21 protein-coding genes and 2 tRNA genes are annotated in these 24318 nt (G+C 35.0%); 6 read left to right on the forward strand and 17 right to left on the reverse strand.

Going from position 1 to position 24318, the window contains the following annotated elements:
• Positions 1 to 3: 3 nt before the first annotated feature.
• The 3 genes from ispF to gatC form a co-directional block, all read right to left on the reverse strand.
• The gene (ispF, locus tag NZ853_04015; protein ID MCS7204841.1) at positions 4 to 492 is read right to left on the reverse strand and encodes a 2-C-methyl-D-erythritol 2,4-cyclodiphosphate synthase; all 489 of its coding nucleotides are present in this window, start codon (positions 490 to 492) and stop codon (positions 4 to 6) included.
• A gap of 81 nt (positions 493 to 573) precedes the next feature.
• A complete protein-coding gene (gene gatA, locus NZ853_04020; protein ID MCS7204842.1) occupies positions 574 to 2037 on the reverse strand; it encodes an Asp-tRNA(Asn)/Glu-tRNA(Gln) amidotransferase subunit GatA in 1464 nt (487 codons plus the stop codon).
• A gap of 8 nt (positions 2038 to 2045) precedes the next feature.
• Positions 2046 to 2333, reverse strand: a complete 288-nt coding sequence (gene gatC, locus NZ853_04025) for an Asp-tRNA(Asn)/Glu-tRNA(Gln) amidotransferase subunit GatC (protein ID MCS7204843.1) — start codon at positions 2331 to 2333, stop codon at positions 2046 to 2048.
• A gap of 182 nt (positions 2334 to 2515) precedes the next feature.
• Between gatC and NZ853_04030 the strand changes: the two genes are divergently transcribed.
• Positions 2516 to 3157: a thioredoxin family protein gene (locus NZ853_04030; GenBank protein MCS7204844.1), complete on the forward strand. Its 642-nt coding sequence runs from the start codon at positions 2516 to 2518 to the stop codon at positions 3155 to 3157.
• Between the two features lie 9 nt (positions 3158 to 3166).
• On the opposite strand, the gene yihA is transcribed toward NZ853_04030, so the two are convergent.
• The 13 genes from yihA to NZ853_04095 all read right to left on the reverse strand — a co-directional run bounded on the left by yihA (position 3167) and on the right by NZ853_04095 (position 17636).
• Positions 3167 to 3787 carry a ribosome biogenesis GTP-binding protein YihA/YsxC gene (gene yihA / locus NZ853_04035; GenBank protein MCS7204845.1) on the reverse strand — a complete coding sequence of 207 codons (621 nt, stop codon included), beginning with the start codon at positions 3785 to 3787 and terminating at the stop codon, positions 3167 to 3169.
• Positions 3780 to 4817, reverse strand: a complete 1038-nt coding sequence (locus NZ853_04040) for a hypothetical protein (GenBank protein MCS7204846.1) — start codon at positions 4815 to 4817, stop codon at positions 3780 to 3782. Before NZ853_04040 ends, yihA begins: the two co-directional genes overlap by 8 nt.
• Before the next feature lie 5 nt (positions 4818 to 4822).
• Entirely contained in the window at positions 4823 to 5680 is an 858-nt protein-coding gene (gene panC, locus NZ853_04045) for a pantoate--beta-alanine ligase (protein MCS7204847.1), read from the reverse strand.
• Positions 5649 to 6143: an MGMT family protein gene (locus NZ853_04050; protein ID MCS7204848.1), complete on the reverse strand. Its 495-nt coding sequence runs from the start codon at positions 6141 to 6143 to the stop codon at positions 5649 to 5651. The genes panC and NZ853_04050 overlap by 32 nt, the downstream gene beginning before the upstream one ends.
• On the reverse strand, positions 6140 to 6643 hold the full coding sequence (locus NZ853_04055) for a low molecular weight phosphotyrosine protein phosphatase (protein ID MCS7204849.1): 504 nt from the start codon (positions 6641 to 6643) through the stop codon (positions 6140 to 6142). Before NZ853_04055 ends, NZ853_04050 begins: the two co-directional genes overlap by 4 nt.
• A 122-nt stretch (positions 6644 to 6765) precedes the next feature.
• Positions 6766 to 8208: an ATP-binding protein gene (locus NZ853_04060; protein MCS7204850.1), complete on the reverse strand. Its 1443-nt coding sequence runs from the start codon at positions 8206 to 8208 to the stop codon at positions 6766 to 6768.
• Between the two features lie 24 nt (positions 8209 to 8232).
• On the reverse strand, positions 8233 to 8970 hold the full coding sequence (locus NZ853_04065) for a response regulator (GenBank protein MCS7204851.1): 738 nt from the start codon (positions 8968 to 8970) through the stop codon (positions 8233 to 8235).
• Positions 8971 to 9035: 65 nt separating this feature from the next.
• Positions 9036 to 9106 (reverse strand) — tRNA-Gly (locus tag NZ853_04070).
• A 68-nt stretch (positions 9107 to 9174) separates the two neighbouring features.
• Positions 9175 to 10629, reverse strand: coding sequence for a GGDEF domain-containing protein (locus NZ853_04075; protein MCS7204852.1), 1455 nt, complete (start codon positions 10627 to 10629; stop codon positions 9175 to 9177).
• Positions 10630 to 10711: 82 nt separating this feature from the next.
• Entirely contained in the window at positions 10712 to 13171 is a 2460-nt protein-coding gene (locus NZ853_04080) for a hypothetical protein (protein ID MCS7204853.1), read from the reverse strand.
• Between the two features lies 1 nt (position 13172).
• Positions 13173 to 13502: an STAS domain-containing protein gene (locus tag NZ853_04085; GenBank protein ID MCS7204854.1), complete on the reverse strand. Its 330-nt coding sequence runs from the start codon at positions 13500 to 13502 to the stop codon at positions 13173 to 13175.
• Positions 13503 to 13583: 81 nt separating this feature from the next.
• A complete protein-coding gene (locus NZ853_04090; protein ID MCS7204855.1) occupies positions 13584 to 16280 on the reverse strand; it encodes a SpoIIE family protein phosphatase in 2697 nt (898 codons plus the stop codon).
• A gap of 3 nt (positions 16281 to 16283) precedes the next feature.
• The gene (locus NZ853_04095) at positions 16284 to 17636 is read right to left on the reverse strand and encodes a tetratricopeptide repeat protein (GenBank protein ID MCS7204856.1); all 1353 of its coding nucleotides are present in this window, start codon (positions 17634 to 17636) and stop codon (positions 16284 to 16286) included.
• 148 nt (positions 17637 to 17784) lie between these two features.
• Here NZ853_04095 and NZ853_04100 point away from each other — a divergent pair, with 148 nt between their 5' ends.
• The 5 genes from NZ853_04100 (at position 17785) to NZ853_04120 (ending at position 23742) form a co-directional block, all read left to right on the forward strand.
• Positions 17785 to 20034 (forward strand): (Fe-S)-binding protein, encoded by a 2250-nt coding sequence (locus tag NZ853_04100; protein ID MCS7204857.1) that lies wholly within the window; start codon positions 17785 to 17787, stop codon positions 20032 to 20034.
• 45 nt (positions 20035 to 20079) lie between these two features.
• A tRNA-Val gene (locus tag NZ853_04105) sits at positions 20080 to 20153 on the forward strand.
• 169 nt (positions 20154 to 20322) lie between these two features.
• Complete coding sequence (locus tag NZ853_04110; GenBank protein MCS7204858.1) at positions 20323 to 21003, forward strand: succinate dehydrogenase cytochrome b subunit; 681 nt, start codon at positions 20323 to 20325, stop codon at positions 21001 to 21003.
• A 23-nt stretch (positions 21004 to 21026) separates the two neighbouring features.
• Positions 21027 to 22946: a fumarate reductase/succinate dehydrogenase flavoprotein subunit gene (locus NZ853_04115; protein MCS7204859.1), complete on the forward strand. Its 1920-nt coding sequence runs from the start codon at positions 21027 to 21029 to the stop codon at positions 22944 to 22946.
• Between the two features lie 10 nt (positions 22947 to 22956).
• On the forward strand, positions 22957 to 23742 hold the full coding sequence (locus NZ853_04120; protein ID MCS7204860.1) for a succinate dehydrogenase/fumarate reductase iron-sulfur subunit: 786 nt from the start codon (positions 22957 to 22959) through the stop codon (positions 23740 to 23742).
• 2 nt (positions 23743 to 23744) lie between these two features.
• Here NZ853_04120 and NZ853_04125 read toward each other — a convergent pair whose 3' ends face one another.
• Positions 23745 to 24317, reverse strand: coding sequence for an orotate phosphoribosyltransferase (locus tag NZ853_04125; GenBank protein ID MCS7204861.1), 573 nt, complete (start codon positions 24315 to 24317; stop codon positions 23745 to 23747).
• Position 24318: the final 1 nt, after the last annotated feature.

Raw genomic sequence — 24318 nt, forward strand, 5'->3', positions numbered from 1 at the left:
ATATTACTTTTGGATTAGTAAAACTACTGTGCAGCATGCTATTCCCTCACTTCTTCCTATAAAACCTAATTTTTCTGTGGTTGTTGCTTTTATAGCTATTTGACTTTTTGGGATTTGACAAAGTTCTGAAATTTTCTCGATGATTTTTTCTCTGAATGGTTTGATTTTAGGTTTCTCAGCCAGTAAAGTGATGTCTATGTTTCCGATCTCGAAGTTTTTTTCTTTCATAAGCTGTAGAGCGTGTTTTAAGATTATTTTCGAGTCTAGGTTTTTATTTTTCGAGTCGGTATCAGGAAAATGGATCCCTATATCAGTTTCCCCAATAGCTCCCAAAATGGCATCAGAAAGAGAATGAAGAAGAATATCCCCATCGGAATGGGCAATGATACGATATTCAGAAGGAATTTCCACTCCTCCCAGACGTATGAAATCAACTTGATTTGTTTTTTCTATTCGATGAACGTCAATCCCTTGTCCTATCCGAATTTGCATTAAATTCAAATCTTTTTTTATTCATTGTGTATAAAACAATTTTTTTTATAAAATCAAAATCTATCTTATTTTTAATTTTCATCAGAATGAGACTATCCAGCCATCTTTTTCGAAAGTTTTAGAAAGTCGAAAGATACGGTTTTCTTCGAAGTGCGGAGCATGGATTTGTAGTCCAATCGGAAGTCCTGTCTCTGTTTTTGCGATGGGAACATTCATCGCAGGTATTCCAGCCAAGTTGACGGAGATTGTCAAAATATCGCTTTTATACATGGCTATCGGATCGTTTGTTTTCTCTCCGATTTTAAAGGGAACCGTTGGACTTGTGGGAGATAAAATAAAATCAACTTCTTTGAAGAATTGTTTGTATTCTTCCCGTATCATTTTTCTTGCTTTTTGAGCCTTGTGATAAAAGGCTTCGTAATATCCAGAAGAAAGAACATAAGTTCCTAAAAGGATTCTTCGTTTTACCTCAGGACCAAATCCTTCAGTTCGAGAACGAATGAAAACATCAAATACATTTTTTGCATTTGGAGAACGATATCCATACCGAACACCATCATACCTTGCTAAGTTACTTGATGCTTCTGCTGTTGCTAAAATATAATATACAGCTATGGAATATTTCCAAAGTTGAGATTGAATTTCTTGAATTTGATAACCTTCTTTTATAAGTTTTTCTTTGAGCTCTTGGAATGCTTTTATGACGTCATCATCAAAACCTTCTTCCCCAGGTTGTGGGAAATACAAACCTAATTTGACTTTTTTCTTTTCTGTTTTTGTGTAGGCTTTGGGTTTTGTATCAATAGGGATTTGATCGGACTTGGGGTGAGAAGTGGAGTCATAGCGATCATAACCTTGTATGATGGAAAGCACCAAAGCAATATCGTTGGTATTTCTTGCAAAAGGTCCGATTTGATCTAAACTAGAAGCAAACGCCACCAAACCATAACGGGAAACCCTGCCATAAGTGGGTTTAAGTCCATAGACCCCACAAAAAGAAGCTGGCTGACGGATAGAACCTCCCGTGTCCGAACCTAGTGATGCGGGAACGATCTTTGCCGCTACACTTGCCGCTGAACCACCCGAAGATCCGCCGGGAACCCTTTCTGGATCAAGGGGATTTTTCGTGATACCAAAAGCAGAGTTTTCAGTGGATGAACCCATGGCAAATTCATCCATGTTGGTTCTTCCAAACAAAATAGCACCACTATCTTTGAGTTTTTTTATCACTGTAGCAGAGTAGGGAGCTATGAAGTTATATAAAATTTTTGATGCACATGTAGTTTGTTCTCCTTCCTCACAGATATTGTCTTTGATGGAAATAGGTATCCCTTCCAAAGGTCTTGGTTTTTTCTTATCGTAATAACTCTGTGATACTTCTGCTTGCTTGAGGATTTTTTCTGGATCTAACTTCAAAAAAATAAAATAGTCCTTTGTCTTTTCAGCTTTCTCGAGGGAGGCTTGCATGAGCTCTTTTACAGAATAAACTTTCTTTTTTAGGTTTTTTATATGTTCTTCAATGGAGTGATTTAAAATTTCATTCATACGAACCTCTAATTTTCTTGTTCAATAATTCCGGGAACTACGAAATGTCCTGATTCCCAATCGGGAGCATTTTGGGCAATAGCGTTCAAGCTCAACGTAGCTTCTGGAATGTCTTTTCGAAAGATATTCATAGTGTCTTCTTGGGTATAGTCTTCGGTGATTGAAGAGGTGTCAATTTCTTCGATTTGCTTAACGTATTCTAAGATCTTTAGAAAATCCTTTTCGAGATTCTTAAGACTTTCATCATTTGGATCCAAGCGAGCAAGAAAGCATAGTTCTTTGAATTCTTCTGTCATGATAGCAAAATGTTTAGATTAAGTTTCTTCGTCAAATCTAATGAATAAAAAATTTGCTTGTATTTTTAAAGTAGTAGAATAATTACTCAACTTTAATACATAGAACAAAAAAAGACTTGTCAAGTAATGGCTTTTTTGTAAAATATACCTATACCATGTATTGGTAAAATTGGAGGTTTATCATGAGATTACTGAATCATGAAGCTCAAGAAGAAACAAGAAAGATCCTGTCGGAAATGAGAGATGATGTAAAAATGATTCTTTTTGTTTCTGATGATGGTTGCATGTATTGTGAAGATACAAAGCAATTAATATCAGAAGTTGCTGAGTTATCCCCCAAGCTTCAATTCGAAGTTTACAATTTTGATTTTAGTCGAGAAAAAGCAGAATATTATCAAGTAGATAAAGTTCCTGCTCTCATTTTAGAGAACAAACGAGATTATGGGATTCGTTTTTATGGTATTCCCTCAGGTTATGAATTTGGAACTTTACTTCAAGATTTGATTTATGTATCCAACCTAAAAACTGATCTTTCACCAAAAACTCTTGACTTCATACGAAACCACATTAAACAACCTATTCATATTCAAGTGTTTGTGACTCCCACTTGTCCGTATTGTCCAAGAGCTGTTCTTTTAGCGCATTCCTTTGCTTTGGAAAGTGAATATGTGCGAGCAGACATGATAGAAGCAACCGAATTTCCTGACTTATCAAGAAAATATAGAGTCTTTGGTGTTCCCAAGACTGTGATTAATGATCGGATTCATATAGAAGGAGCAGTTCCAGAATCAGTCTTCATCAAGAAACTTCAAGAAATCCTCTAAAAGCGATTTTTAGTTTTGAAGAGCATTCATTATTTTTTCTACTACAAGATGGAGGTTTTCTTTTTTGAGGGAGGATACTGCAATACTTTTTTCAAAAATAAGAGGTTCTAATTTCCATCGTGCGATGCGATCAATACGTTCATTATGTTTTAATTTATCCCATTTACTTCGTATGACAAAAAAAGGCTTTTGATGGTCAAGGCAGTAATCAATGATTGATAGTTCTTCCTCTTGAAACTCTCTTCGAACATCTACAATCAACAAAAGAATTTTTAAATGAGGATTTTTGGCAATATACTGGTCTATCATCACGCGTAGGTTTTGGATTTCGGTTTTTGTTGCTTCCGAATATCCATACCCCGGCAAGTCTACTAAAAAGAATTCTTTGTATAAGTTTTTGTAAGAAGGAATGTAATAATAATTGATAGTTCTTGTTTTTCCGGGTTTTGATGAGGTTTTTGCAAGGTCTTTATGATTGCACAGAGCATTAATCAGACTAGATTTTCCTGAGTTGGATCTTCCAGTGATAGCAACAACGGGGATGGGTGGGATCTTCGCTTGGTTTATCGCTTCTATATGAGAAAAAGCCCTATAAAACCTTGCGTTTGGAAAATATGAAATCTTACTCATACCCAAGAGAAGTTAAGATCTTGGGTATTGATATTTCTTTGTATGTTTCGGGGTAAAAGAATTCAAGTGCCATCTCGGCTTTATCGGTGAAAATCCCACTACTACCAAACCAATGAAGAAGAATCATTTGAAAAGGCTGATTGATGGTATAATGATGAACTAAAATCCCTTCTTTCAGAGCTCGGTATTGATTCCAAGGATAACCCAGATAACCAGAAGCTCCCAAGTGGGCACCCAGTTCCTTTGTGATACGAATTAGGTTTGCAAAACCCTGATGTTCTTTTTCTGCCTCTTCATCTACGAGAAACACACGAGGTACTTTGGGTGCGTATTTCTTGAACTGCTTTACGCTTTCAATCTCAAAGGATTGTAAAATCACTTTTGCGTACTTTGCGGACTGGGAGGGCTGGCTTTTGCTTTGGATGGGAGGATTCCCCAGAGCTTCAAGATCAACTTCCTCAGGAGAAATCCATCCAGTTTCTAAAAGAAGTAAAATCATTTCTTTTTCTATCCCAGGGTATTTGTGTGCCAATTTTGTTTCTAAGTAAAGTCCAAGGATGGGTTTTTGCTTCGCAATCTGAGCTAATTCTTTTAAAGTCAGAATCTTCGTATTTTTAAAAGAACTTCTGGCTCGATCGGGAAACTTTTCGTTAAACCAGCTTCCTGCATCCAGTTCCATTAATTCTTTATAAGTGAAATTTCCAATTTCTTCTTCAACGCGATCAGGAAAAACATCTTTTATGTTTGTAGTTCGTTTTAAGTCTTTGTCATGAAAACATATCAACACACCATCCTTTGTTCGTTGGATGTCAGCCTCTAAGTACAAATCCTTCCCTAATTCCATCGCTGCCAAGTAAGCAGGTAATGTTTCTTCAGGAGCATAAAAAGAAAGTCCTCGATGTGCCATTACCACAGGATAAGGAATTCGATTTTTCTCTGCAATTTCTTGATTCATGCTCTTTAATTGAAACCAAAAGACACCAACACCAAAAATCAAAAGAAGTAAAATGACAAAAATTGCTCTATACATAATGCTTAATCTTTTTTTAACTCTATATTATCAATCAATCTTACATTTTCCGTATAAACGGCTACTGCAATAAGATCGTTTTCTCGGACCTTTTCCACACTTTCCAGAGTGATGGGATCTACAATTTCCACATATTCTACACGATTTAAACTTCCAGTTTCGATGATGTCTTTGATGATTTCTTTCAATACGTTGGGTTGAGTTTCTCCTTTCATCCACTCATTTTTGGCTATACGCAAAGCCCGAGAAATTAAAACAGCATCGTTGTAGCTTTTTTCAGAAAGACGAACATTTCTAGAGCTCATTGCTAATCCTGATTCTTCTCGCACAAGTGGACAACCAACAATTTCTATATCTAAGTTGAGTTCTTCCACCATTTTTTGAATGATACGATATTGTTGGTAATCCTTTTTCCCAAAGTAAGCTTTATTTGGTTCCACCAAATGAAAAAGTTTTAGAACCACCAGCAATACGCCTTGAAAGTGCCCTGGTCGATACAAACCACATAGTTTATTCGTCAAACTGGGTATGTCTAAAGTGATCGTGGGTTTTGTGGGATAAATTTCTTCCAATTCAGGAGCAAAAACCAAATCCACGTTTTCTTGTTGTAAAAGACGTAAATCTCTTTCCAAATCCCTTGGATAATTTTTCAAATCCTCTTCTGAATTGAATTGAATCGGATTTACGAAAATGCTTACCACAATAAAATCACACTCTTTTTGAGCCTCTCTTACTAAAGAAAGATGCCCTTCATGTAAATAACCCATTGTTGGTATAAAACCAATGGTTTTATTATCTCTTTTTGCCTGATGGATTTCTTCTTTTAGGTTCTTAATTTTTTTTACTAATTTTAGCGTTTTCATGTTTCAATAACCATTTTTTTATTTCAATTCCTCCGGCAAATCCAACTAAGGATTCATTTTTTCCTATCACCCTATGACAAGGAATGAGGATGGGGATAGGGTTTTTTCTACAAGCTTGACCAACAGCTCTCGCATAGGATTTGGAAAATCCTGCACGGACAGCTAATTCCTCGTAAGACACGACTTCTCCCATAGGAATTTTGTTCAGTTCTTTCCAAACCTGAATTTGAAACTCCGTTCCTTCTAAAATGAAGTTTGGTTTGTTTTTGAGGGGTAGGTGATGAAAATAGTTATGGAAGTATTCTACTACTACTTTTATGAATTTTTTTTGGTGTTGGTCTAGGGGATTTGTCTGAATTTCTTTGGTTTCTTTTAAAAACCGAATTTTTTTGATAAAGTATTCGTTTTGGTATGCAATTTCTATTTCTAAAAAAACAGGTGGATGATGGTAATGATAAATCATTTTTTGAGTTCTCGTTCAAGGATAAAGTTCAATAGGTTTTCAGAAGTTCTTAAAATGATTTTTTGAACCTCCACAAATTTGGAATAACCACTATAATAGGGATCAGGAACGTCTGGGACGTGATGGGAATTTATCACTTCGGGATCGAATTCCCGAAAAAGAAAAACTTTCTTTTGATGATCATTATTGTTTCCTAATTTCAAAATATCTGAATAATTATAATGATCCATTGCAATGATATAGTCAAAATCATCAAGGTCCTTATAGGTTAATTGCCTTGCTTTGTGTTGGATAGTGATCCCCATTTCTAACCCCGCTTTTATGGTATTGGGATGAGGAGATTCTCCTATGTGATAAGCACTAACCCCAGCTGCATCAACATGAAAATACTCTTCTAACTTTTTATCTCTAATGAGTTTGATAAAAGTTCCTTTAGCGGCAGGAGAACGACAAATGTTTCCATGACATACAAAAAGAACCCGAATTTTCTTTTTCTCCATCTTTTGAAGTTTCTAAAAACTTTTCTTTTTTGTCAAATCAAAACACCAGAATTTATGTTATACATTTTTTTACTAAGAAAAATTTATAAAAAATAAATATTTTTCAATTTTCAGCGAAACACTCATATTGGAAGAATTATCACAAAAATAGCACCGCCTTCAGGATTATCTTTGATAAAAACTGATCCTTTGTGGATTCTTACGATTTGCCTTACAATTGATAAACCCAAACCAGTGCCACCTTCTTTACGAGAGCGATCCTTATCAATTCGAAAAAACCTTTCGAAGATTTTTTCTTTATACTCATCTGGTATACCAGGACCATAATCCTTCACAGAAATCGATACTTTACCGTGATTGAACTTTTCTACAATGATTTCGATTTTATCATTTTCTTTTGAATATCTCGCAGCATTACTAACTAAGTTTAAGATCAGATGTTCCAGCAAAAGTGGATCAGCGTAAATCTTAGGGACATTTCCAAGAAATTTATAAATTATCTTTAGATTTTTCGTTTTTAAAATACCTTCAATGATATAGTTTAATTCTGAAAAAAATTGCCTTAAATCCAACTCAATCGGATGGAAAGGATATGATTTTGATTCTAAAGACGAAATCATCACCATATCATTAATGATCCTTTCCATTCTTTCTGCATTTCTTAAAATGCCTTCTAAAAAAGTAGTTATCAGTTTGTCTTTGGCATTAAGTTCTATCCGATCCAGTAAAGTTTCTGTGTAGCCTTTGATACTCGTGATGGGGGTTTTTAACTCATGACTTGCATTTTGTAAGAAATCTTCTCGCAATCGCTTGACGTTTTGTTCCTGAGTTATATCATTGATTATGAACAAATAAAGCTTTTCATTTTCTTGAGGTGAATTTAAGCCTTGGAACGATATAGGATAATAGCGAAGTTGATAGTAATGATCTTTATTAGAGAACTCAAAGATATTCTGATCAATCTTGTATCCACCAAAAACATATTCAGAATTTTTCCCGTATAAAACTTTATAAATTATATCCAAGATAGTAGAATTTTTAATCACTTCGAAATAATTACTGCCAATAAGCTCATTGGTTTTATTATATCTTTCTTCTATGGTATAGCAAAATTTTTCCTGAACAAATTCATTAATGTATAGAATTTTTCCATCATGATGTAGGCACAAAACCCCTTCTTTCAGGTTGTTTAAAAGGGCATTCAAAAGACTTTTTTCTAAATTGAGTTCCTCTAAGTGCTTTGAGAATCGATTCAAAAAATCATGAGTATAATTTTTTAATAATTGGATTTCCGAAATCTTTGTTTGGATGCTATCGAAGTTATCAACCTTGGGGAATTTTTCAAATTGTAGGAGAATTTGCTTAATAGGAATTACAATGTAATTGCTAGTTCTAATGATCAAATAAATCGTAAACAAATACAAACCAAGAGTAACAGGAATAAAGACAAAGATTCTCTGAAAAAAAATGGTATTATCTTTTAGATAAACAACGAAAAACGAAAAAAGAAAAATTACGTAAAAAGCAGTTACTATAAGAATAAGCCGATAGAGAATACCTTTCATTCCAAAGGAAAAAGAAAAATCAAATCAATTCCCTCGGAAACGATAGCCAACTCCGCGTATGGTTTCTAATCGATGTTTCTCTTCTCCTAATTTCTCTCGAAGTCGCTTGATATTCACGTCCACAGTTCGGTCGGAAACATAAACTTCTCTACCCCATACTCTATCTAAAAGTTTATCTCTTGTAAAAGCGATGTCGGGATTTTCCATGAATAACTTCAAAAGTTTAAATTCAATTAAAGTTAAGTCCACTTCTCGTCCATTGATGGTAACTCTATGAGCAGTTTTGTTCATGTGGATTCCACCGATTGTAATGGAACCTTCTTGTAGTTCTTCATCACCTCTATGTCTGCGAAGAACCGCTTTTACTCTTGCAATCAATTCCCTCGGACTAAAGGGTTTTCTAATATAATCATCTGCTCCAATCTCTAACCCTAAGATTGCATCCAACTCTCCTGATTTCGCTGTTACCATAATCACGGGAACATTGTAATGGGATTTAATTTTTTTACATAAATCTAAGCCATTGATTCCAGGTATCATGATGTCCAACAAAATGATATCAGGAAGGTTCTTTTGAATTTTGTTCCATGCATCAATTCCATTGTCAGTTTTTGAGACAATGAATCCTTCCGCTTCTAAGTTATAAGCTAAAATGTTTTGGATATCTTCTTCGTCTTCTACAATAAGAGCTCTAAGCCCTTGCATTTCACTTTTATCTTTTGAGTTGGTTTTTTGTTGTGAGATTTGTGTGGAATTATTCATGAATGCGAGATTATCAATTATTTTTTACAAGAAGATTTCAAATCCATTAATAATGATAATGACTCAGCGGGTGAGGGGACTCGAACCCCCTCCAAAAGCTTGGAAGGCTTTTGTGCTGCCGTTACACCACACCCGCAGGTAATCTACAATTTTTCATTACCTATCATTTCGTCAATTCAAAATCAGAGCAAATTTTAAGTTTGTTTAAATATATTGTATGATGTTTTTGCCAGCTTGCTTTGCCAGAAGAAGAAGAGCATCAGCGGATCTTAACAACTGATGGTGATCGTTAACATCTTCTGGATATGAAGCAATTCCCATAGAAAATTGGATTTTTATGATGTTATGGGAATCTATCATGATTTCTTTTTGGTTGATAACTTCTTTTAGTTGTTTTGAGAAGGCAATTGCTTTATCTTTTGACGTGTTAGGCATAAGGATGATAAACTCATCACCGCCGTAACGAAAAACGTAGAAATTATGATTGTATGATCTTAGAATTTCCGAAAATTCCCATAATACTTTATCACCAACTTCATGTCCATATTGATCATTGATTTGCTTAAAATTATCTAAATCTAACAGCAATAGGGACAAGGAATTATTGGTTTTTTTTGATTCTTTGAATTTATTCTGAACTATGAATCGAAAATATCGAATGTTATAAAGTTCTGTCAAAGGATCTTTAATCGCCATCATCTCAATATTTTTATAGTATTCCCTTACTCCATAGGCAGACCAGAGAAATAGAGCGAAAGGAATCAAACTTATGAAACTTAAAATAAAAAAATTCCTGAAAGCTGCATTCTTTTTTTCTTTTAGGTAAAATAAAATCTCGTCATGATGATACTGGTAAAAATCAAGTAAAGATTGAATGTTCTCATTATAAATTTTTTGGATTTCCTTGTCTCTATAAATAATAGGTTGCATTCCATTGATTATCATTTGGTTACGTATGTTTTGGATGATATTATTGTTTTTGATTTTAATAAGTTTTTCTCTAAATTTCTCTGGTGAAATGTTGATCATACCTATGGTATACAATTTTTGTAGTTCAACTGCCTCTAAGAATTCCTTGAATAATCTCTGTTTGATTTCTGGTGGAATTTGAACAAAGTTTAATAGAAATAAAATTTCTTTTTCTTTATAAGCATTTTCCAGAATAATGAAGAAAATGGTTTTTCCTAATAGAAAACGATAGAGCTCTATGTCACTTATTTTGTATTTATAATAAATTTTTGTTTCTCTGATGATGTTGCTGATACTATCGGTATAGGTTCTATAAACTTCATATAAGGAAATACCATCCTTTGGATTGTTTCGAATATAATTGATCTTTTGGAGTAATTCCTCAGTTAATAGTAATTCTTGTTCATTTAAATTTCTATTTCCATAGATATTCTTTTTGATTTCATTAAAGAGAGATTGATTTGAGATAGTCGTATGTAAAAGAAACTCTCGTTCTTTTTGTAAATCCATTGTCAGAACAATACGTTTATTGAGATCAAAAACAGAATACTCAGATTTGTAAACTTCCTTTAAAGGTTGAATTGCCAGAATATAAAACAGAAAACTAGCAGAGAAAAATAATAAAACCAACGGTGAAAATAAAACTATAATCAGTTTGGTTTTTTGCAATTTCTGCGATATCATTTTCATACTTTATTCTAAATATATGCTCGTAACTGCAATGATTTTTTAAGAAATTAATTTTTTTTTATCTTTATACGAAACCAAAAAATTATTTTAGTTTGTAAATATGGATTTTCAATTTTTGAGGAAAGCCAATAAAAAAAATTTGGTTCCTAATGATTTTATGAGAGATATGGGGTTCCATTTGGATTTTGAAGTTTTTTATTTCCTCCTTAAAGGGAAGATTGATGATGAATTCTTTTTCTTGAAACTCCTGTCCTAAAGGCAAATTCCAATCGAACAAAATTTCGCTATCGAACTGACTAAAATGTCCCTTGATGGTTAATTTATTCCTCAACAAGGGGAAAGGACCAAACAAAAACTGAGAATTCCACAAATCCTTTTTTCGTATTCCTTTAAAGATAAAGATTTTATCTTTGGTTTCACTGATGACTAATTCTCGAAAAAGCAAAATCAACTCAGAAGAAGCCCAGCCATGGAAGCCATCCCCCATCACTCCTCCTTCTGTCGTGGGGTGTATGGCTTCGGGATATGCCCAGAACTTTCCTCTTTTCTTTAGGACATTTTTTAGAATTTTTCTTGCTATTTTAACTTGGTTTAACTTCAAAAAGCTATGAGCCACTTGCAAACTAAGATAAATATTAAATCCCGAGTGAATAATAGGATGAAAAAACAAATTATCAATAAAGTAATTTTTATACAGTGTTCTTAGTGTATTTTGGATTTCTTGATGTGAAAGCAAATTCAGTTGTAAAGGATATAAATCCACAATGCTACCAATTATTCCAGGATCAATATCTCGATTGGGAGCAGCTGTTAATACGCCATACTTTTCCCTTTCATAACGAGAGATTTCCAAAAAATCTTTTGCATAAATTTCCATTTGTTTTTGGAAGTATTTGTGGTGTTCTTTAAACTCAGGGAATAATGAACATGCATAAGCGGCATCTCGAAGCCCAGCAATAGACCAAAGATTATCCCAATAGTAATAATCAGCAGGTCCGAGATGTTCTGCACTAAAACCTGAAGGAAGTAATTTCTTTTGATAACCTTTTCTTCTTTTTTTGATAATCCAATGAGCTCCTTTTATGATGGAAGGAAGGGTTTCTTTTAATAATTCAAGGTCGCCTGATTTTTTGTAATAGTCAATGATAGTCCAAATCGCTTGTCCTGTTGAGTCCCACTCACCTTCGTGGGATTTGAAAAAACCATCACTTTCTTGACGCTTTGGGTAGGTTTCTAGTACTTTTCTCGTTTCTTCTAAAAAATTCCAACTTGATAGAGCAGAAAGCATAAAAGCAGAGTCCCGGAACCAAAACTGCCGATAGGTATAAACTCCCGGTGTGATTTTCTTTTCTGTTTGTAATTCAAAGACAATGTTGCTATGAACATCAGCAGCTTCGTTCCAAATCTTTTTGGCTGTAATAAAAGAACTTTTCTTTGAAACGGATTCTTTCCATTGGGATTTAGAATCTTCAATCTCTTGATAAAAACGTTGTTGGTTTTTGTAAATATTCGTAATAGGTTCATAACAACGTAGAATATAATTTGTTTTAATTTTCTTATTGCTTTCTACGTCTTTTGCTTTTGTTTTACGTTTTTCCGTAATGTCTCCTATGGAATCAAAAGGGTCTAATTGAGCCGGAGCAAGTTGTTCATAGGTTCGAACATAAAACAAAATGGGATGACTTAAACTCGGAGATAATCGATAAATAAGAGCCCCTGTGGAAACTCCATGAGGACAATTGATTTCTTTATTGTTGGTTCTTTCTAAGTACGCATCTCCTGTTTCTAAATTTGAAAGATGCACCTCATCAGGTTTGGTTAGAAATATGATTTCTTTTTCGTGATTCACATAAACGCTTGCAAAGTTTTCTTCTTCTTCGTAGAGTAAATGATTGATGATAGTTCCTCCTTCTGTATTGAAAGGACGAATGCCTATGATTAAATCCCAATTCGAATCCAAAACTCTGTATTCGATCAAGCTTAAGATTGTTGTATTGGTGGTTTTATCTCCTATGAGCTTCCATTTTAGTTGTAAATCGTTTTTGGTGTAAGTTATAATGGGGATTGGTAGGTTCTCCTCGAGTTCAATTTTGATATTTACGTCATTACGATTGGGAGTAAAAAACTGATATTTGTGTCGGAAAGCCAGTTCAATTGTGTAATAACCTATAACGGGGGAGAACGCTCCAGCAGGATCAATAATAGAAAAGCTACTTGAATTCGGACCTCGAAACCCAAACCAATTACGATGGGTTAAGTTCAAGCTCAGCATGGAGCTCGCTCGAGGGATAAAGGAAGGATCCTTAGGATTGTATTGTCTTTCTACCCAATAAGGTCCAATAAAATTTCGATAAAACTGAAAAAAACAGTAATTCCACATCCCAGAGGCAATCACCCGAGATGCTAAAGGCAAATTCTCAGAAGGGAATTCTGCTTTTTTCGGATTTGTAAGAGAAAAGCCACTTCGAACTAAATCAAAGAATTCAGGATGAACATTAAAAAAATGAATGAATTGGTAGAGAAATTTTTTAAAAAGAAACATGTTATGCTATTGCGTCAGCTTCGTCTTCATAAATATGAAACATATCCATGAGCTCTACTACTTCAAATACTCGTTTGACCGGCAAAGATAAATTGGTAAGTTTTAGCTGGCGATTTTTCTCTTTTAGTTGCCTCATTACGGAAACAAACACCCTTAATCCAGAAGAAGACATATACTCAACATCGCTCAAATTTAAAACTAAATTTTTTGTTGGGTGCTTTTCAATCAAATCATTTAAATAAGCTTCTAATTCTGTAGCCATATGCACATCAATCCTTCCATGCAAGGCAACAATGATATGATTGTTCTTTTCAGAAGTCTCAAAATTCATAAAGGATCTCCTAGCATAGAGTTATATTCTTAATTTTAAGTTTGAATAAGAATTCAACAACTATTTTGATTTATGATTTTATTAAATTTGCTTGATGATGGTTAAGAAGTTTACTCCATCTTTGTGCACATAACGAACTTTGTCCATTAAAGTGTGAATTAAGTATATACCGAAACCACCCACTTTTTCGCCCAAAAGATTTTTTTGGATATCAGGCTTTTGTAGATTGTAAAAGTTATATTCTTTTCCTTTATCGATGAAGGTGATAATAATTTTTTTATTTTGGTATCGGATTTTACATTTGAAGATAGGTTTATGTACGTTTAGTCCTTTATAGGCGTAAGAAACAATATTCGTAGCGATTTCATCGCATGCCAAAAGAATATCGTTGAGTATATCTTCTGATGTTTGGAATCTTCGTAAGATTCGATAAATTTCATTAATCAATTTAGGGACGCTTTCAACTTTTGCAGGTAAGATCAGCGAGAAAGAATTCTTTTTGAACCTCAAGGAAAACTTGCAAATGAGCAAAGTAAAATCATCATCTAAAATATCTTTATTAGTATAATGCACTACATCATCATAAATTTTCTTTATGATTTCCTCTGACTTTAGATGACGATGTTCTATTACTTTTCGAACTAATCTTTCAATGCCATATTCTTGATTTTCATTATCAGTAGACTCTGTTACTCCATCTGTGTAGAGCACAAGGATATCTCCATCTTTCAAAGGAATGGTTTTTTTATCGTAATGAATTTCTGTTGATTTCAAAACTCCTAAAGGAAAACCTTTTGCATTGAGTAAATCATAACTTCCATCTTCGTGAACCAAAATCATATGATTATGACCTGCAGTGGCATATTCTAAAATCCCTTCCTTTGAGTTATATTTCGCCAAAAAAACTGTGACAAACATTCCTGATTCTGACTCTTCAAAAAGTAATTCATTCGAATGGAGTAAGATCTTCGAGGGATCATGTTCTTTTCTCATCACAGTTCTCAAAATAGAACTTGCTACTGCCATAAAAATGGCTGCTGGTAAAGATTTCCCAGAAACATCGGCAATGACAAAATAGGCATCGCCATAAGGGGACTCAATGTAATAATCAAAAAAATCGCCACCAGTTGTTTTGGCTGGAATGGTATTTGCAAAAAACTCTAATTCGTGATGTTTAGATATATCTGTGGGAAGAATATTTTTTTGTATCCTTGCAGTGATTTCTATTTCTTTTTGAATTCCTGCATACTCAATACTTTCATATGTTTTCGATACTTGAGAACCTATTGTAAGCAGGATACGAAAATCATCATTTTCAAAATGAAGTTTGCCATGAGGTTCTGTGGCACACAGAACTGCAAAAGGACTTCCATTACTTTTGATTAAAGGAATCAAAATCGCTGATTTTGATTGATACCTCTCAGGAGTGATATAAGGTTGGAGTTCAGGAATGTCATCAAAGTTTCTTATGTAGAACGGGATCTTTTTTTCAAATACAAATTGGATAAGTTTTGGTGAAATCTCCCAATCATGGATTTGGAATCCAATATTTGCTAAAATATGAAACTTTTTGAAGTTGTAATCATATACCACAAAAGAAAGACGATTGATTTTTAGCTCATTTTGGATTGTATTTAAAACATTTCTTGCAATAACTTGAATATCTTGGTTTTCCACTAAAATTTGGGCTATTTTATGAAGGGTTGTTAATTCTCGAACCTTTTGTTCTAATTGGATATTGGTTCTTTCAATCTCATCCATGAGTTTTCTTCTTTGTAGTGCGATAGCTACGGAGTCCGAGAAACTACGGAATAGCTCTAAATCTTCTTGGGAAAACTCTGAGCGATCCAGTGTGTTGATGACTTCAATCACTCCAATCACTTCGTTATGAACCACCAAAGGACATGCTATTAAATTTCTTGTTGTAGTATGACTGATTTTATCTACATCCTGATAAAAATCAGGATTGCTCCTAACATCATTCACAATAAAAGATTTTTGGGTCTCAGCGCATTTCCCTGCAATTCCTTTTCCTTTGGGAATACGAATACCTTTTAAGTTGCTTTTCCCTGTGATAATGTCAAAAACCAAATCTCCTGTTTGCTTATCGATCAAAAATAAACTCGCACTCTCAGCTCGTAATACCTTCGCTGCACTTTCTAACACATTTTGTATCATTTCTTCCAACTTTTTGGAAGAGTTAATAATATTCGATACCTCAAGCAGAGAATAAAACTTTTTTTGTAAATCCTGATTGATATAGTTCAGCCTTGAGTTTTCCATCAACATGAAAAGAGAATTTTGTAAGGGAATATAAATCTGACCATCTTTATATAGACCATTTTTGACGGTTTTTACGAATATATCAAAAACATTTTTGATGGTTTGTAGGTCCGTATCGTAAAAAAGGTTGTTTGGCTTAGCTCTGAGGAAGAGTACTCCTAATGGGATTTGATTTGAATTTTCATTAATAGCAAGGTTGAAAATCAAGATTGAATTTTTTAGTTCATGCAGCTTTGCTATTTCGCTATTGTAATTGATTAAAATATTTTCCTGCCTGCGAAAAAATTCATTAATCAGTGTCCATTCACTATCTTCTACATCTTTTTGGTTATTCAATAAAAATAACTCATTTTCGTTATTGATTAAAAATAAAATTGCACTTTCGATATTTAATGCTAAAGAAAGTTCTTTTTTGAAAAATTCGATTATGTCTATAAAATGTTCAGAAACTAAAATTTCTTTCAATGAGATTTGAGTTTGTTTTTCCAATTCCATTTCTTAAACTTTGTTTTCGAAAAGTTTTGTAATTGAATTTGCATTGTAAAGATCAATCGGGCGATTTGAGCAATATTCAATGGCTTTGGGATGAAAATCAGAAACGCACATATAGATCCCTTTGTAGGCATTTTCCATTTTCATGGCTTCATGGAATTCTCTTACTTGTGATTCTGATACGGGTTTCATTTCTCTGTATAATCGAATAAGGATGCTATTGGTTTTATACTGAGGATTTGCATAATTAGAACAAACTGCTGTTATAGTCGAGTCACTATCAACATTGAGAGATAAGGCTTTATAATTGAGTTTCTCTATAATTTTGCGAAACAAAGTTTCAAATTGAACTCTGTTTGAGGTTAGAATATCTTTTATGATGTCGCTTGTTTTAAAATCAGAATATTGTTTGAGTTTGGCTTTTACATCTTTGTAATCTGGCTGAGTACTATGGATGTATTCCCAATGTTCAAGGGCTTTTTCGATATTTTTGAGTTTTTCTGCCGCTAGAGCAATGTAATAATGTGTAAGTAAATTCTCTTGAGTTCCTTTGGGGAACATACCGCTTGCTTTTTCTAATTCCATTATGCCTTGAGAAAAGGATTCTGTATCAATCAAAATAATTCCTTTCAAAAGTAATGCCCTTGACTTTAACTTGCTGTCTTTTTCAACAATATCCAAATATTGTATAGCTTTTTGAAATTCTCCAAGATATCTAAGGGTTTGGGCTAAATAATAAAGGTTTTCTGAATCATGGGGATTGATTTCTTTTGCTTTTTCTAAATAATTCTTCGCTTCAGTATAAAATTTCAAATGAAAACACGCTTTTCCTAAGGTGGTTAGAGTTGGAAAATGTTTTGAGTTAAGTTGGAGTCCTTGTTTTAAAACATTCATTGAGTTTTGATATAATTTTGCTCGGTAAAGTAAGCGCCCAGCATTATAAAAGTGTTCTATGTTGGTAGGTTCAATAGTAGTAAGAATAAGAAATTCATTTTTTGCTTCATTGAAATTTCCATTTTTTTCTAAAGAATGTGCCAGATGGGTTCGAACAACAATTTCATTTACATTTTGGTTGTATCTTCCGAACTTTAAGATTCTTCGTGCATACAAAATAGCATTGGAGTGATCCCCTAATTTTTCGTAAGCTTGAGCCAAAAGGAAGTTTACGTTAGGATCCCGCTCATCTTTTTCCAATTGCTTTTCTAAAAGAACAATGGCGTCTTTGTAGTGTCCTTTTTGGATCAAGCTTTGAGCTTCGTCTAAATCCCCCGCCGAAGTCAAGTATTTATAAATCCAAACAACACCAATCAAAGAAACAAAGATCAAAACTCCAATGGAGATGTAGACTAAGTTTTCCACAAGTGGTATGTTTCCAAAAGAAACTAAAAAAATCAAGTTCAAATCAAGAACAATTTTATGAGTCTCAGCTAAGCGACATGGCTTTTAAAAGAGATAGACACACAATACTTCAAAAAATAATTGAATAACATTTAAAAAAGGAGTTTCTATGGAACTTCGAGATATACTTATCAACCTTTTTCATTTTGTAGTTTTTTTTGGTTCCCTGATGGCTTTCGTTTACGCGATTGTATATCGCGTTCGTATCATGAATAAGTCCCAACCTGTAAAAGACCTTGCTTCGTGGGATGCACGGATTCGTTCTTTTCTTTTTAATGTTTTGTTCCAACAAAAGCTCTATAAAAACCCTCTTCGAGGTATCATGCATGCATTTATCTTTTATGGATTTATTGTTTATATTTTTCACACAACAAGCCAAATGATTGCGGGGAATCTCTGGTCAATCTTTCAATTACTTGGGATTGATCCTTATTTGTTTACGATATCTAGATACATTCAAATCTTTTCTTTGAATGAATTCTCCGCATTAGCAATCATTGTTGGTTTAATAATTCTAATGGTTTTGACGTATCAGCTCTACGTTCACCTCGATGGGAAAAATAATTATGATCCCAATCGAAATGTTTCTTTGCAATGGAAGATACTATCACTTCTTGGGATAAAATTTTTGGCTTTACTTTTGGTCGTGGTTGCTTCTGGTGAGCACGTTTATGAAGCAATTGTTCTTAATTTTTCTATTCTGGTTTTGGTAGGTCTTTTGTTTTTTGCTTATCGTCGTTGGATTTTGAAGGCAAAAGGTTTGGATATTCCTTCACCTCAATCTGCCATTGTGATTGGTTTGATTTCTGTGTTGATGGTTTCTACAATTGTGGGTTTAACCGCTAAAGCCTATTTGGAAAACCATGCCTTCTCTTGGGTAAATACTTTGATGTTTCCTTTACTGGAGTTTTTGGGAATGGATCAGCCTTTTGAGGCAAGGTCTCTATTAGAGTTCGCATGGTGGCTTCATTTAGCTACTGTGTATGCTTTTATGATTTACATACCCAATTCTAAGCACTCTCATTTACTATATGCTCCTGCAAATTTCTTTTTGATACGGGAAAAGCCACGTGGTGCTATGGATTACATCGACATTGAAAATTCACAAGTATGGGGAGCAGCAAACATAACAGAATTCAAATGGACCACTCTTTTAGATAGTTTATCCTGTATTGAATGTGGAAGATGCACAGTGGAATGTCCTGCAAATCGAACTGGTAAACCCCTCAATCCCAAAAAGATCATGGTGGATATTAAGCATGCCATGATGGATTACGCCAATGAGATTCTATCAAACACAGAATCAGCCAACTCAAGAGTGATTGGAGAACCTTATATCACAGAAGAAGAACTTTGGTCCTGCACTACTTGTTATGCTTGTGTGGAAACCTGTCCTGTTGGAGATAACCAATTAGATGCTATTTTGGAAATGAGAAGGTATTTGGTTTTGGGAGAAAGTAACTTTCCTTCTCAGCTCCAGTTGGCATTCACCAACATGGAAAAAAACGCAAATCCATGGGGAATAGGGGCTCACACAAGAGCTGATTGGGCAGAAGGCTTAGGAGTGAAAACTTTAGCAGAAGATCCCAATGTAGAGGTCCTGTATTGGGTAGGGTGTGCAGCATCTTTTGATGAAAGGAATCGAAAAGTAGCGAGAACTTTAGTAGAAATTTTTCGGAGCGCAGGAGTCTCTTTTGGAATTCTAGGCACGGAAGAAAATTGCTCGGGAGACAGCGCAAGACGTGGAGGAAATGAATACTTATACCAAATGTTAGCTCAAACCAACGTAAATACATTAAATCAGTATAATGTAAAGACTATTGTCACAGCATGTCCTCATTGCTATAACACAATAAAAAACGAATATCCACAGTTTGGTGGAAACTATGAAGTCTATCATCACACTCAGTTTCTTGATAAACTCATAAAAGAAGGAAAAATCACTTTGGATCCAGAAAAAAAAGAAAAGCTAAAATCCATAAGTATTACCTACCATGACTCATGCTATTTGGGAAGATACAACAGTATCTATGATGAACCAAGAAACTTACTTGAGCAGTCAACCAGTACTTCTATTATTGAGGCAGAAGATCACAGAAAAAAAGGTCTATGTTGTGGGGCAGGGGGAGCTCAAATGTGGATGGAAGAAAAATACGAACGTGTCAACATCAAACGAACTGAACAGTTGCTCAAAACTGGAGCCAATATGATAGGTGTTGCTTGTCCATTTTGCATGATAATGATTACCGACGGCGTTAAAGCAAAAGGAAAGCAAGAAGAAGTAAAAGTTATGGATGTATCGGAAGTTTTACTATCAGCAATCAAAAAACAAGATAAAATATCTTCAATCCATGCATAAAAATAAAGATTGACATCAAGATAAATTTCTGTGTTTTTGTTTTTAGGGGGCTTAGCTCAGCTGGTTAGAGCGCTTGCTTGACATGCAAGAGGTCAGTGGTTCAAATCCACTAGCTCCCAATTTTTTACTTCGAAAAGCAATCAAAATTAAACTTTACCTACAATGAATTAAGTTCCACACAAAAAATCATTAATTTTGTATAGAATACATAATTTTCAATTTACAACAAAGTTGAATTATAAAAAGTGATATATAAAAACACTTTATAATTCCTAAGGAGTTCCCTCAATGATCGTCAAACGCTTATTCACCACGTCTGTTGGAAGAAAAACCATTGTAGCTATCACAGGGATTCTTTTAATCCTTTTTATCATCGCCCACATGTTAGGAAACTGGAATATGTTTTTAGGTCCGGATGCCATGAACTCTTATGCTCAGGCTTTGCATGACCTAGGCGGACTTTTGTGGGTAGCAAGAATTGGACTACTTGTTGTGTTTGTTCTTCATGTTTTTTTTACTATTCAGTTGAATATTGAAAACAAAATGGCGCGACCAGTCCCCTACTACAAAAAAGAATACATCAAGGCTAGTTTGTCTTCTCGAACTATGGTTCTTTCTGGATTGGTTGTATTTTCATTTGTAGTTTATCATTTGCTTCATTACACATTTGGTGTGATACAACCCGAAACCTATAAAGGAAATCTTACTGACTCCATGGGAAGACCCGATGTGTATTCAATGGTAATCTTTAGTTTTCGAAATCCTTTGATTTCTTTGAGCTATATCATCGCTATGTTACTTTTAGCTATGCATTTGGATCATGCTTTTCAAAGCGCATTTCAAACCTTAGGTTTTGCAAACAAAAGAAATTTCCCAAAGTTAATCCAGTTTTCAAGGGCTTTTGCTATATTTGTATTTTTAGGATATTCCGTCATTCCATTGTCAGTGTTATTAGGTATTATTAATTAAAATAATTTATAGAAGGAGTTCCTATGAGTTTAGATGGAAAAGTTCCCACAGGTCCGATTGAACAAAAATGGAGTAAACATCGTTTTGAACTAAAATTAGTTAACCCAGCAAATAAAAGAAAATACGATATAATAGTGGTTGGAACAGGTTTAGCTGGAGCCTCAGCAGCGGCTACCTTAGGTGGTTTGGGTTATAATGTGAAAGTGTTTACTTTTCATGATACCCCAAGAAGAGCTCATAGCATTGCTGCGCAAGGTGGAATTAACGCTGCAAAAAACTATCAGGGTGATGGGGATAGTATTTTCAGACTCTTCTATGATACCATCAAGGGGGGAGATTTCCGATCAAGAGAAGCAAACGTCTATCGCTTAGCAGAAGTGAGTGTGAATATCATCGATCAAGCCGTTGCTCAAGGGGTTCCTTTTGCTCGTGAGTATGGTGGGTATTTGGCAAATCGTTCTTTTGGTGGAGCTCAAGTATCAAGAACTTTCTACGCTCGTGGACAGACCGGACAACAATTACTTCTTGGTGCTTATCAGGCTTTGATGCAACAAGTTGATGCAGGGAATGTCAAGCTATATCCTCGACATGAAATGTTAGATGTGGTGATTGTAAATGGACATGCAAGAGGTATCATCACAAGAGACTTGGTCTCTGGAAAGATCACTAAACACAGTGCTCATGCTGTTGTTTTAGCTACGGGTGGTTATAGTAATGTTTACTTCTGGTCCACGAATGCAAAGAATTGTAATGTGACTGCTACGTATCGGGCATACAAACGAGGAGCTTACTTTGCGAATCCATGCTTTACACAAACCCATCCAACTTGTATACCCGCATCCGGAGATTATCAATCAAAATTGACCCTCATGTCTGAATCACTTCGAAACGATGGAAGAGTTTGGGTGCCAAAAAAAATAGGGGACAAGCGCCATCCCAACGAAATCCCCGAAGAAGAACGAGATTATTACCTTGAGCGAAAATACCCAAGTTTCGGGAATTTGGTTCCACGAGACATTGCTTCCAGAGCGGCAAAATATGTTTGTGATGAAGGAAGGGGAGTAGGACCAGGAGAAAAACCTTATGCTGTGTATTTAGACTTTAAAGATGCCATTCAAAGATTGGGAAAAGAAAAGATTGCTGAACGATATGGAAACCTTTTTGAAATGTATCAAAAAATCACGAATGAAAATCCCTATGAGGTCCCCATGAGGATTTATCCAGCTCCTCACTATACCATGGGAGGTTTGTGGGTAGATTATAACCTTATGAGCAATATTCCTGGTTTGTTTGTGATAGGGGAAGCGAATTTTTCCGATCATGGGGCAAATCGCTTGGGAGCAAGTGCTTTGATGCAAGGTCTTGCGGATGGTTATTTCATTTTGCCGTATACCATCGGTGGTTATTTAGCAACCGTAAGTTGGGATAAGGTTTCTTCGGATTTACCAGAATTTAATGATGCAGCCAAAGAAGTAGAAAAACACATCAAAAGGCTTCTTTCCGTGAATGGTTCGAAGTCTCCCGATTATTTTCACATGGAATTAGGAAGATTGATGTTGGATAAAGTTGGTATGTCTCGAAATCGACAAGGTCTCGAGGAAGCACTAAAGAAAATCCCCGAAATTCGAGAACGCTTTTGGAAAGAAGTACGAGTATCAGGTAATGGTGAGTCTATCAACCAAACCTTAGAAAAAGCGGGTCGAGTTGCGGACTTTTTGGAGTTTGCAGAACTTATGGCATATGATGCTTTACATCGAGAAGAATCCTGTGGAGGACACTTCCGAGAAGAATATCAAACCCCTGATGGAGAAGCCGTGCGTAATGATGAAAAATTTGCTTATGTGGCTGCATGGGAATATACAGGAGTAGGTAATACTCCCATATTACACAAAGAAGAACTAAAATTTGAAGTTGTAAAACCATCAATAAGGAGTTATAAATAAGGAGTTTTTTATGAAAATCACGTTATATATATGGAGACAATCAGGTCCCAACGATGAAGGAAAATTTGTTCGCTATGATGTAGAAAAAGTGAGTCCACATTGGTCTTTTCTTGAACTTTTAGATGTTTTGAATAACCAGCTAATTGAAAAAGGAGAAGAACCAGTAGCTTTTGAACATGATTGTCGAGAAGGCATTTGTGGTAGCTGTGGTTTCATGATCAATGGCGTAGCTCATGGAAGACAATATGCTCCTGAGGGACGAACTACTGTTTGTCAACTTCACATGTTTCGTTTCAAAGATGGAGATGAGTTATATCTCGAGCCTTTCCGTGCAAAAGCCTTTCCCGTCTTAAAGGACTTAATGGTGGATCGGAGCGCTTTTGATAAAATCATTGAGGCGGGTGGATATATCACGGTTCATGCAGGGAACGCTCCTGATGGTAATACTATATTGATTCAAAAAGACATAGCCAACGAGGCAATGAACGCTGCCGAATGCATTGGCTGTGGAGCTTGTGTAGCTTCTTGTAAAAATGCTTCGGCAATGTTATTTGTGTCAGCCAAAATTTCTCATTTAGGTTTATTACCTCAAGGACAACCAGAAAGAAAGCGTAGAGCTCAACGAATGATTGCTAAAATGGATGAATTAGGGTTTGGAAACTGCACCAATCAATATGAATGCGAAGCCGTCTGCCCTAAAGGTATCCGAAAGGACTTCATAGGAAGGATGAATCGGGATTTTCTCTTTTCTGTTAACACGGAAACAGAAAGTAAGGATTTCGTAGGAGCTATTTAAATTCAAAAAGATTCGACCTTCACAAAGTCGGATTTTTTCCATAAGCTATGCAAATAAATTCCCTCCTGAAGGAGGGCTTCCTTCCCTCCTTCTTCTCGATCGATGATACATACTACATGTTGAACTTTTAGGTTCATTTCTCGAAAAGCTGATATAGCCTTCAAAGTCGAAGAGGCTGTGGTGATCACATCATCAACCACTAAAACTTCATCTAAATTTTCAATCAAACCTTCGATACGTTTTTTCGTTCCATGTTCTTTTGTTTCTTTGCGAACAATTAGAGGATAACAAATTACACCCTTTTGGAAGTAATAAAAAGAAATCCCATAGGCTATTGGATCAGCTCCTAAGGTCATCCCCCCCACTGCTTTGGGGACAGGGATTTGATTTTTCGGTAGTAGTTCTTCACATATCGCTTTAGAGAGCTCCCATAAATATTCAGGATGTAATGTGATCTTTTTACAGTTGAAATAATGATGGGATAATTTCCCAGAAGAAAGTTGAAAGGGCTTTTCATTATACTCATAAATAAAATGATGAGTTTTGTCAAAGAGAGCCTTAGCCAAAGGATGCATT

Source organism: Leptospiraceae bacterium (assembly GCA_025059995.1).
Classification (GTDB): domain Bacteria; phylum Spirochaetota; class Leptospiria; order Leptospirales; family Leptonemataceae; genus SKYB61.

What these genes read in the sequence shown, in the direction of transcription:
- NZ853_04050 (MCS7204848.1), bottom strand. Translation starts at nt 6,143, where the DNA reads ATGATTTATCATTACCATCATCCACCTGTTTTTTTAGAAATAGAAATT.
- ispF (MCS7204841.1), bottom strand. Translation starts at nt 492, where the DNA reads ATGCAAATTCGGATAGGACAAGGGATTGACGTTCATCGAATAGAAAAA.
- NZ853_04075 (MCS7204852.1), bottom strand. Translation starts at nt 10,629, where the DNA reads ATGAAAATGATATCGCAGAAATTGCAAAAAACCAAACTGATTATAGTT.
- NZ853_04030 (MCS7204844.1), top strand. Translation starts at nt 2,516, where the DNA reads ATGAGATTACTGAATCATGAAGCTCAAGAAGAAACAAGAAAGATCCTG.
- NZ853_04120 (MCS7204860.1), top strand. Translation starts at nt 22,957, where the DNA reads ATGAAAATCACGTTATATATATGGAGACAATCAGGTCCCAACGATGAA.
- NZ853_04040 (MCS7204846.1), bottom strand. Translation starts at nt 4,817, where the DNA reads ATGTATAGAGCAATTTTTGTCATTTTACTTCTTTTGATTTTTGGTGTT.
- gatC (MCS7204843.1), bottom strand. Translation starts at nt 2,333, where the DNA reads ATGACAGAAGAATTCAAAGAACTATGCTTTCTTGCTCGCTTGGATCCA.
- NZ853_04080 (MCS7204853.1), bottom strand. Translation starts at nt 13,171, where the DNA reads ATGTTTCTTTTTAAAAAATTTCTCTACCAATTCATTCATTTTTTTAAT.
- NZ853_04055 (MCS7204849.1), bottom strand. Translation starts at nt 6,643, where the DNA reads ATGGAGAAAAAGAAAATTCGGGTTCTTTTTGTATGTCATGGAAACATT.
- panC (MCS7204847.1), bottom strand. Translation starts at nt 5,680, where the DNA reads ATGAAAACGCTAAAATTAGTAAAAAAAATTAAGAACCTAAAAGAAGAA.
- NZ853_04065 (MCS7204851.1), bottom strand. Translation starts at nt 8,970, where the DNA reads ATGAATAATTCCACACAAATCTCACAACAAAAAACCAACTCAAAAGAT.
- NZ853_04085 (MCS7204854.1), bottom strand. Translation starts at nt 13,502, where the DNA reads ATGAATTTTGAGACTTCTGAAAAGAACAATCATATCATTGTTGCCTTG.
- NZ853_04060 (MCS7204850.1), bottom strand. Translation starts at nt 8,208, where the DNA reads ATGAAAGGTATTCTCTATCGGCTTATTCTTATAGTAACTGCTTTTTAC.
- NZ853_04100 (MCS7204857.1), top strand. Translation starts at nt 17,785, where the DNA reads ATGGAACTTCGAGATATACTTATCAACCTTTTTCATTTTGTAGTTTTT.
- gatA (MCS7204842.1), bottom strand. Translation starts at nt 2,037, where the DNA reads ATGAATGAAATTTTAAATCACTCCATTGAAGAACATATAAAAAACCTA.
- NZ853_04125 (MCS7204861.1), bottom strand. Translation starts at nt 24,317, where the DNA reads ATGCATCCTTTGGCTAAGGCTCTCTTTGACAAAACTCATCATTTTATT.
- NZ853_04115 (MCS7204859.1), top strand. Translation starts at nt 21,027, where the DNA reads ATGAGTTTAGATGGAAAAGTTCCCACAGGTCCGATTGAACAAAAATGG.
- yihA (MCS7204845.1), bottom strand. Translation starts at nt 3,787, where the DNA reads ATGAGTAAGATTTCATATTTTCCAAACGCAAGGTTTTATAGGGCTTTT.
- NZ853_04090 (MCS7204855.1), bottom strand. Translation starts at nt 16,280, where the DNA reads ATGGAATTGGAAAAACAAACTCAAATCTCATTGAAAGAAATTTTAGTT.
- NZ853_04110 (MCS7204858.1), top strand. Translation starts at nt 20,323, where the DNA reads ATGATCGTCAAACGCTTATTCACCACGTCTGTTGGAAGAAAAACCATT.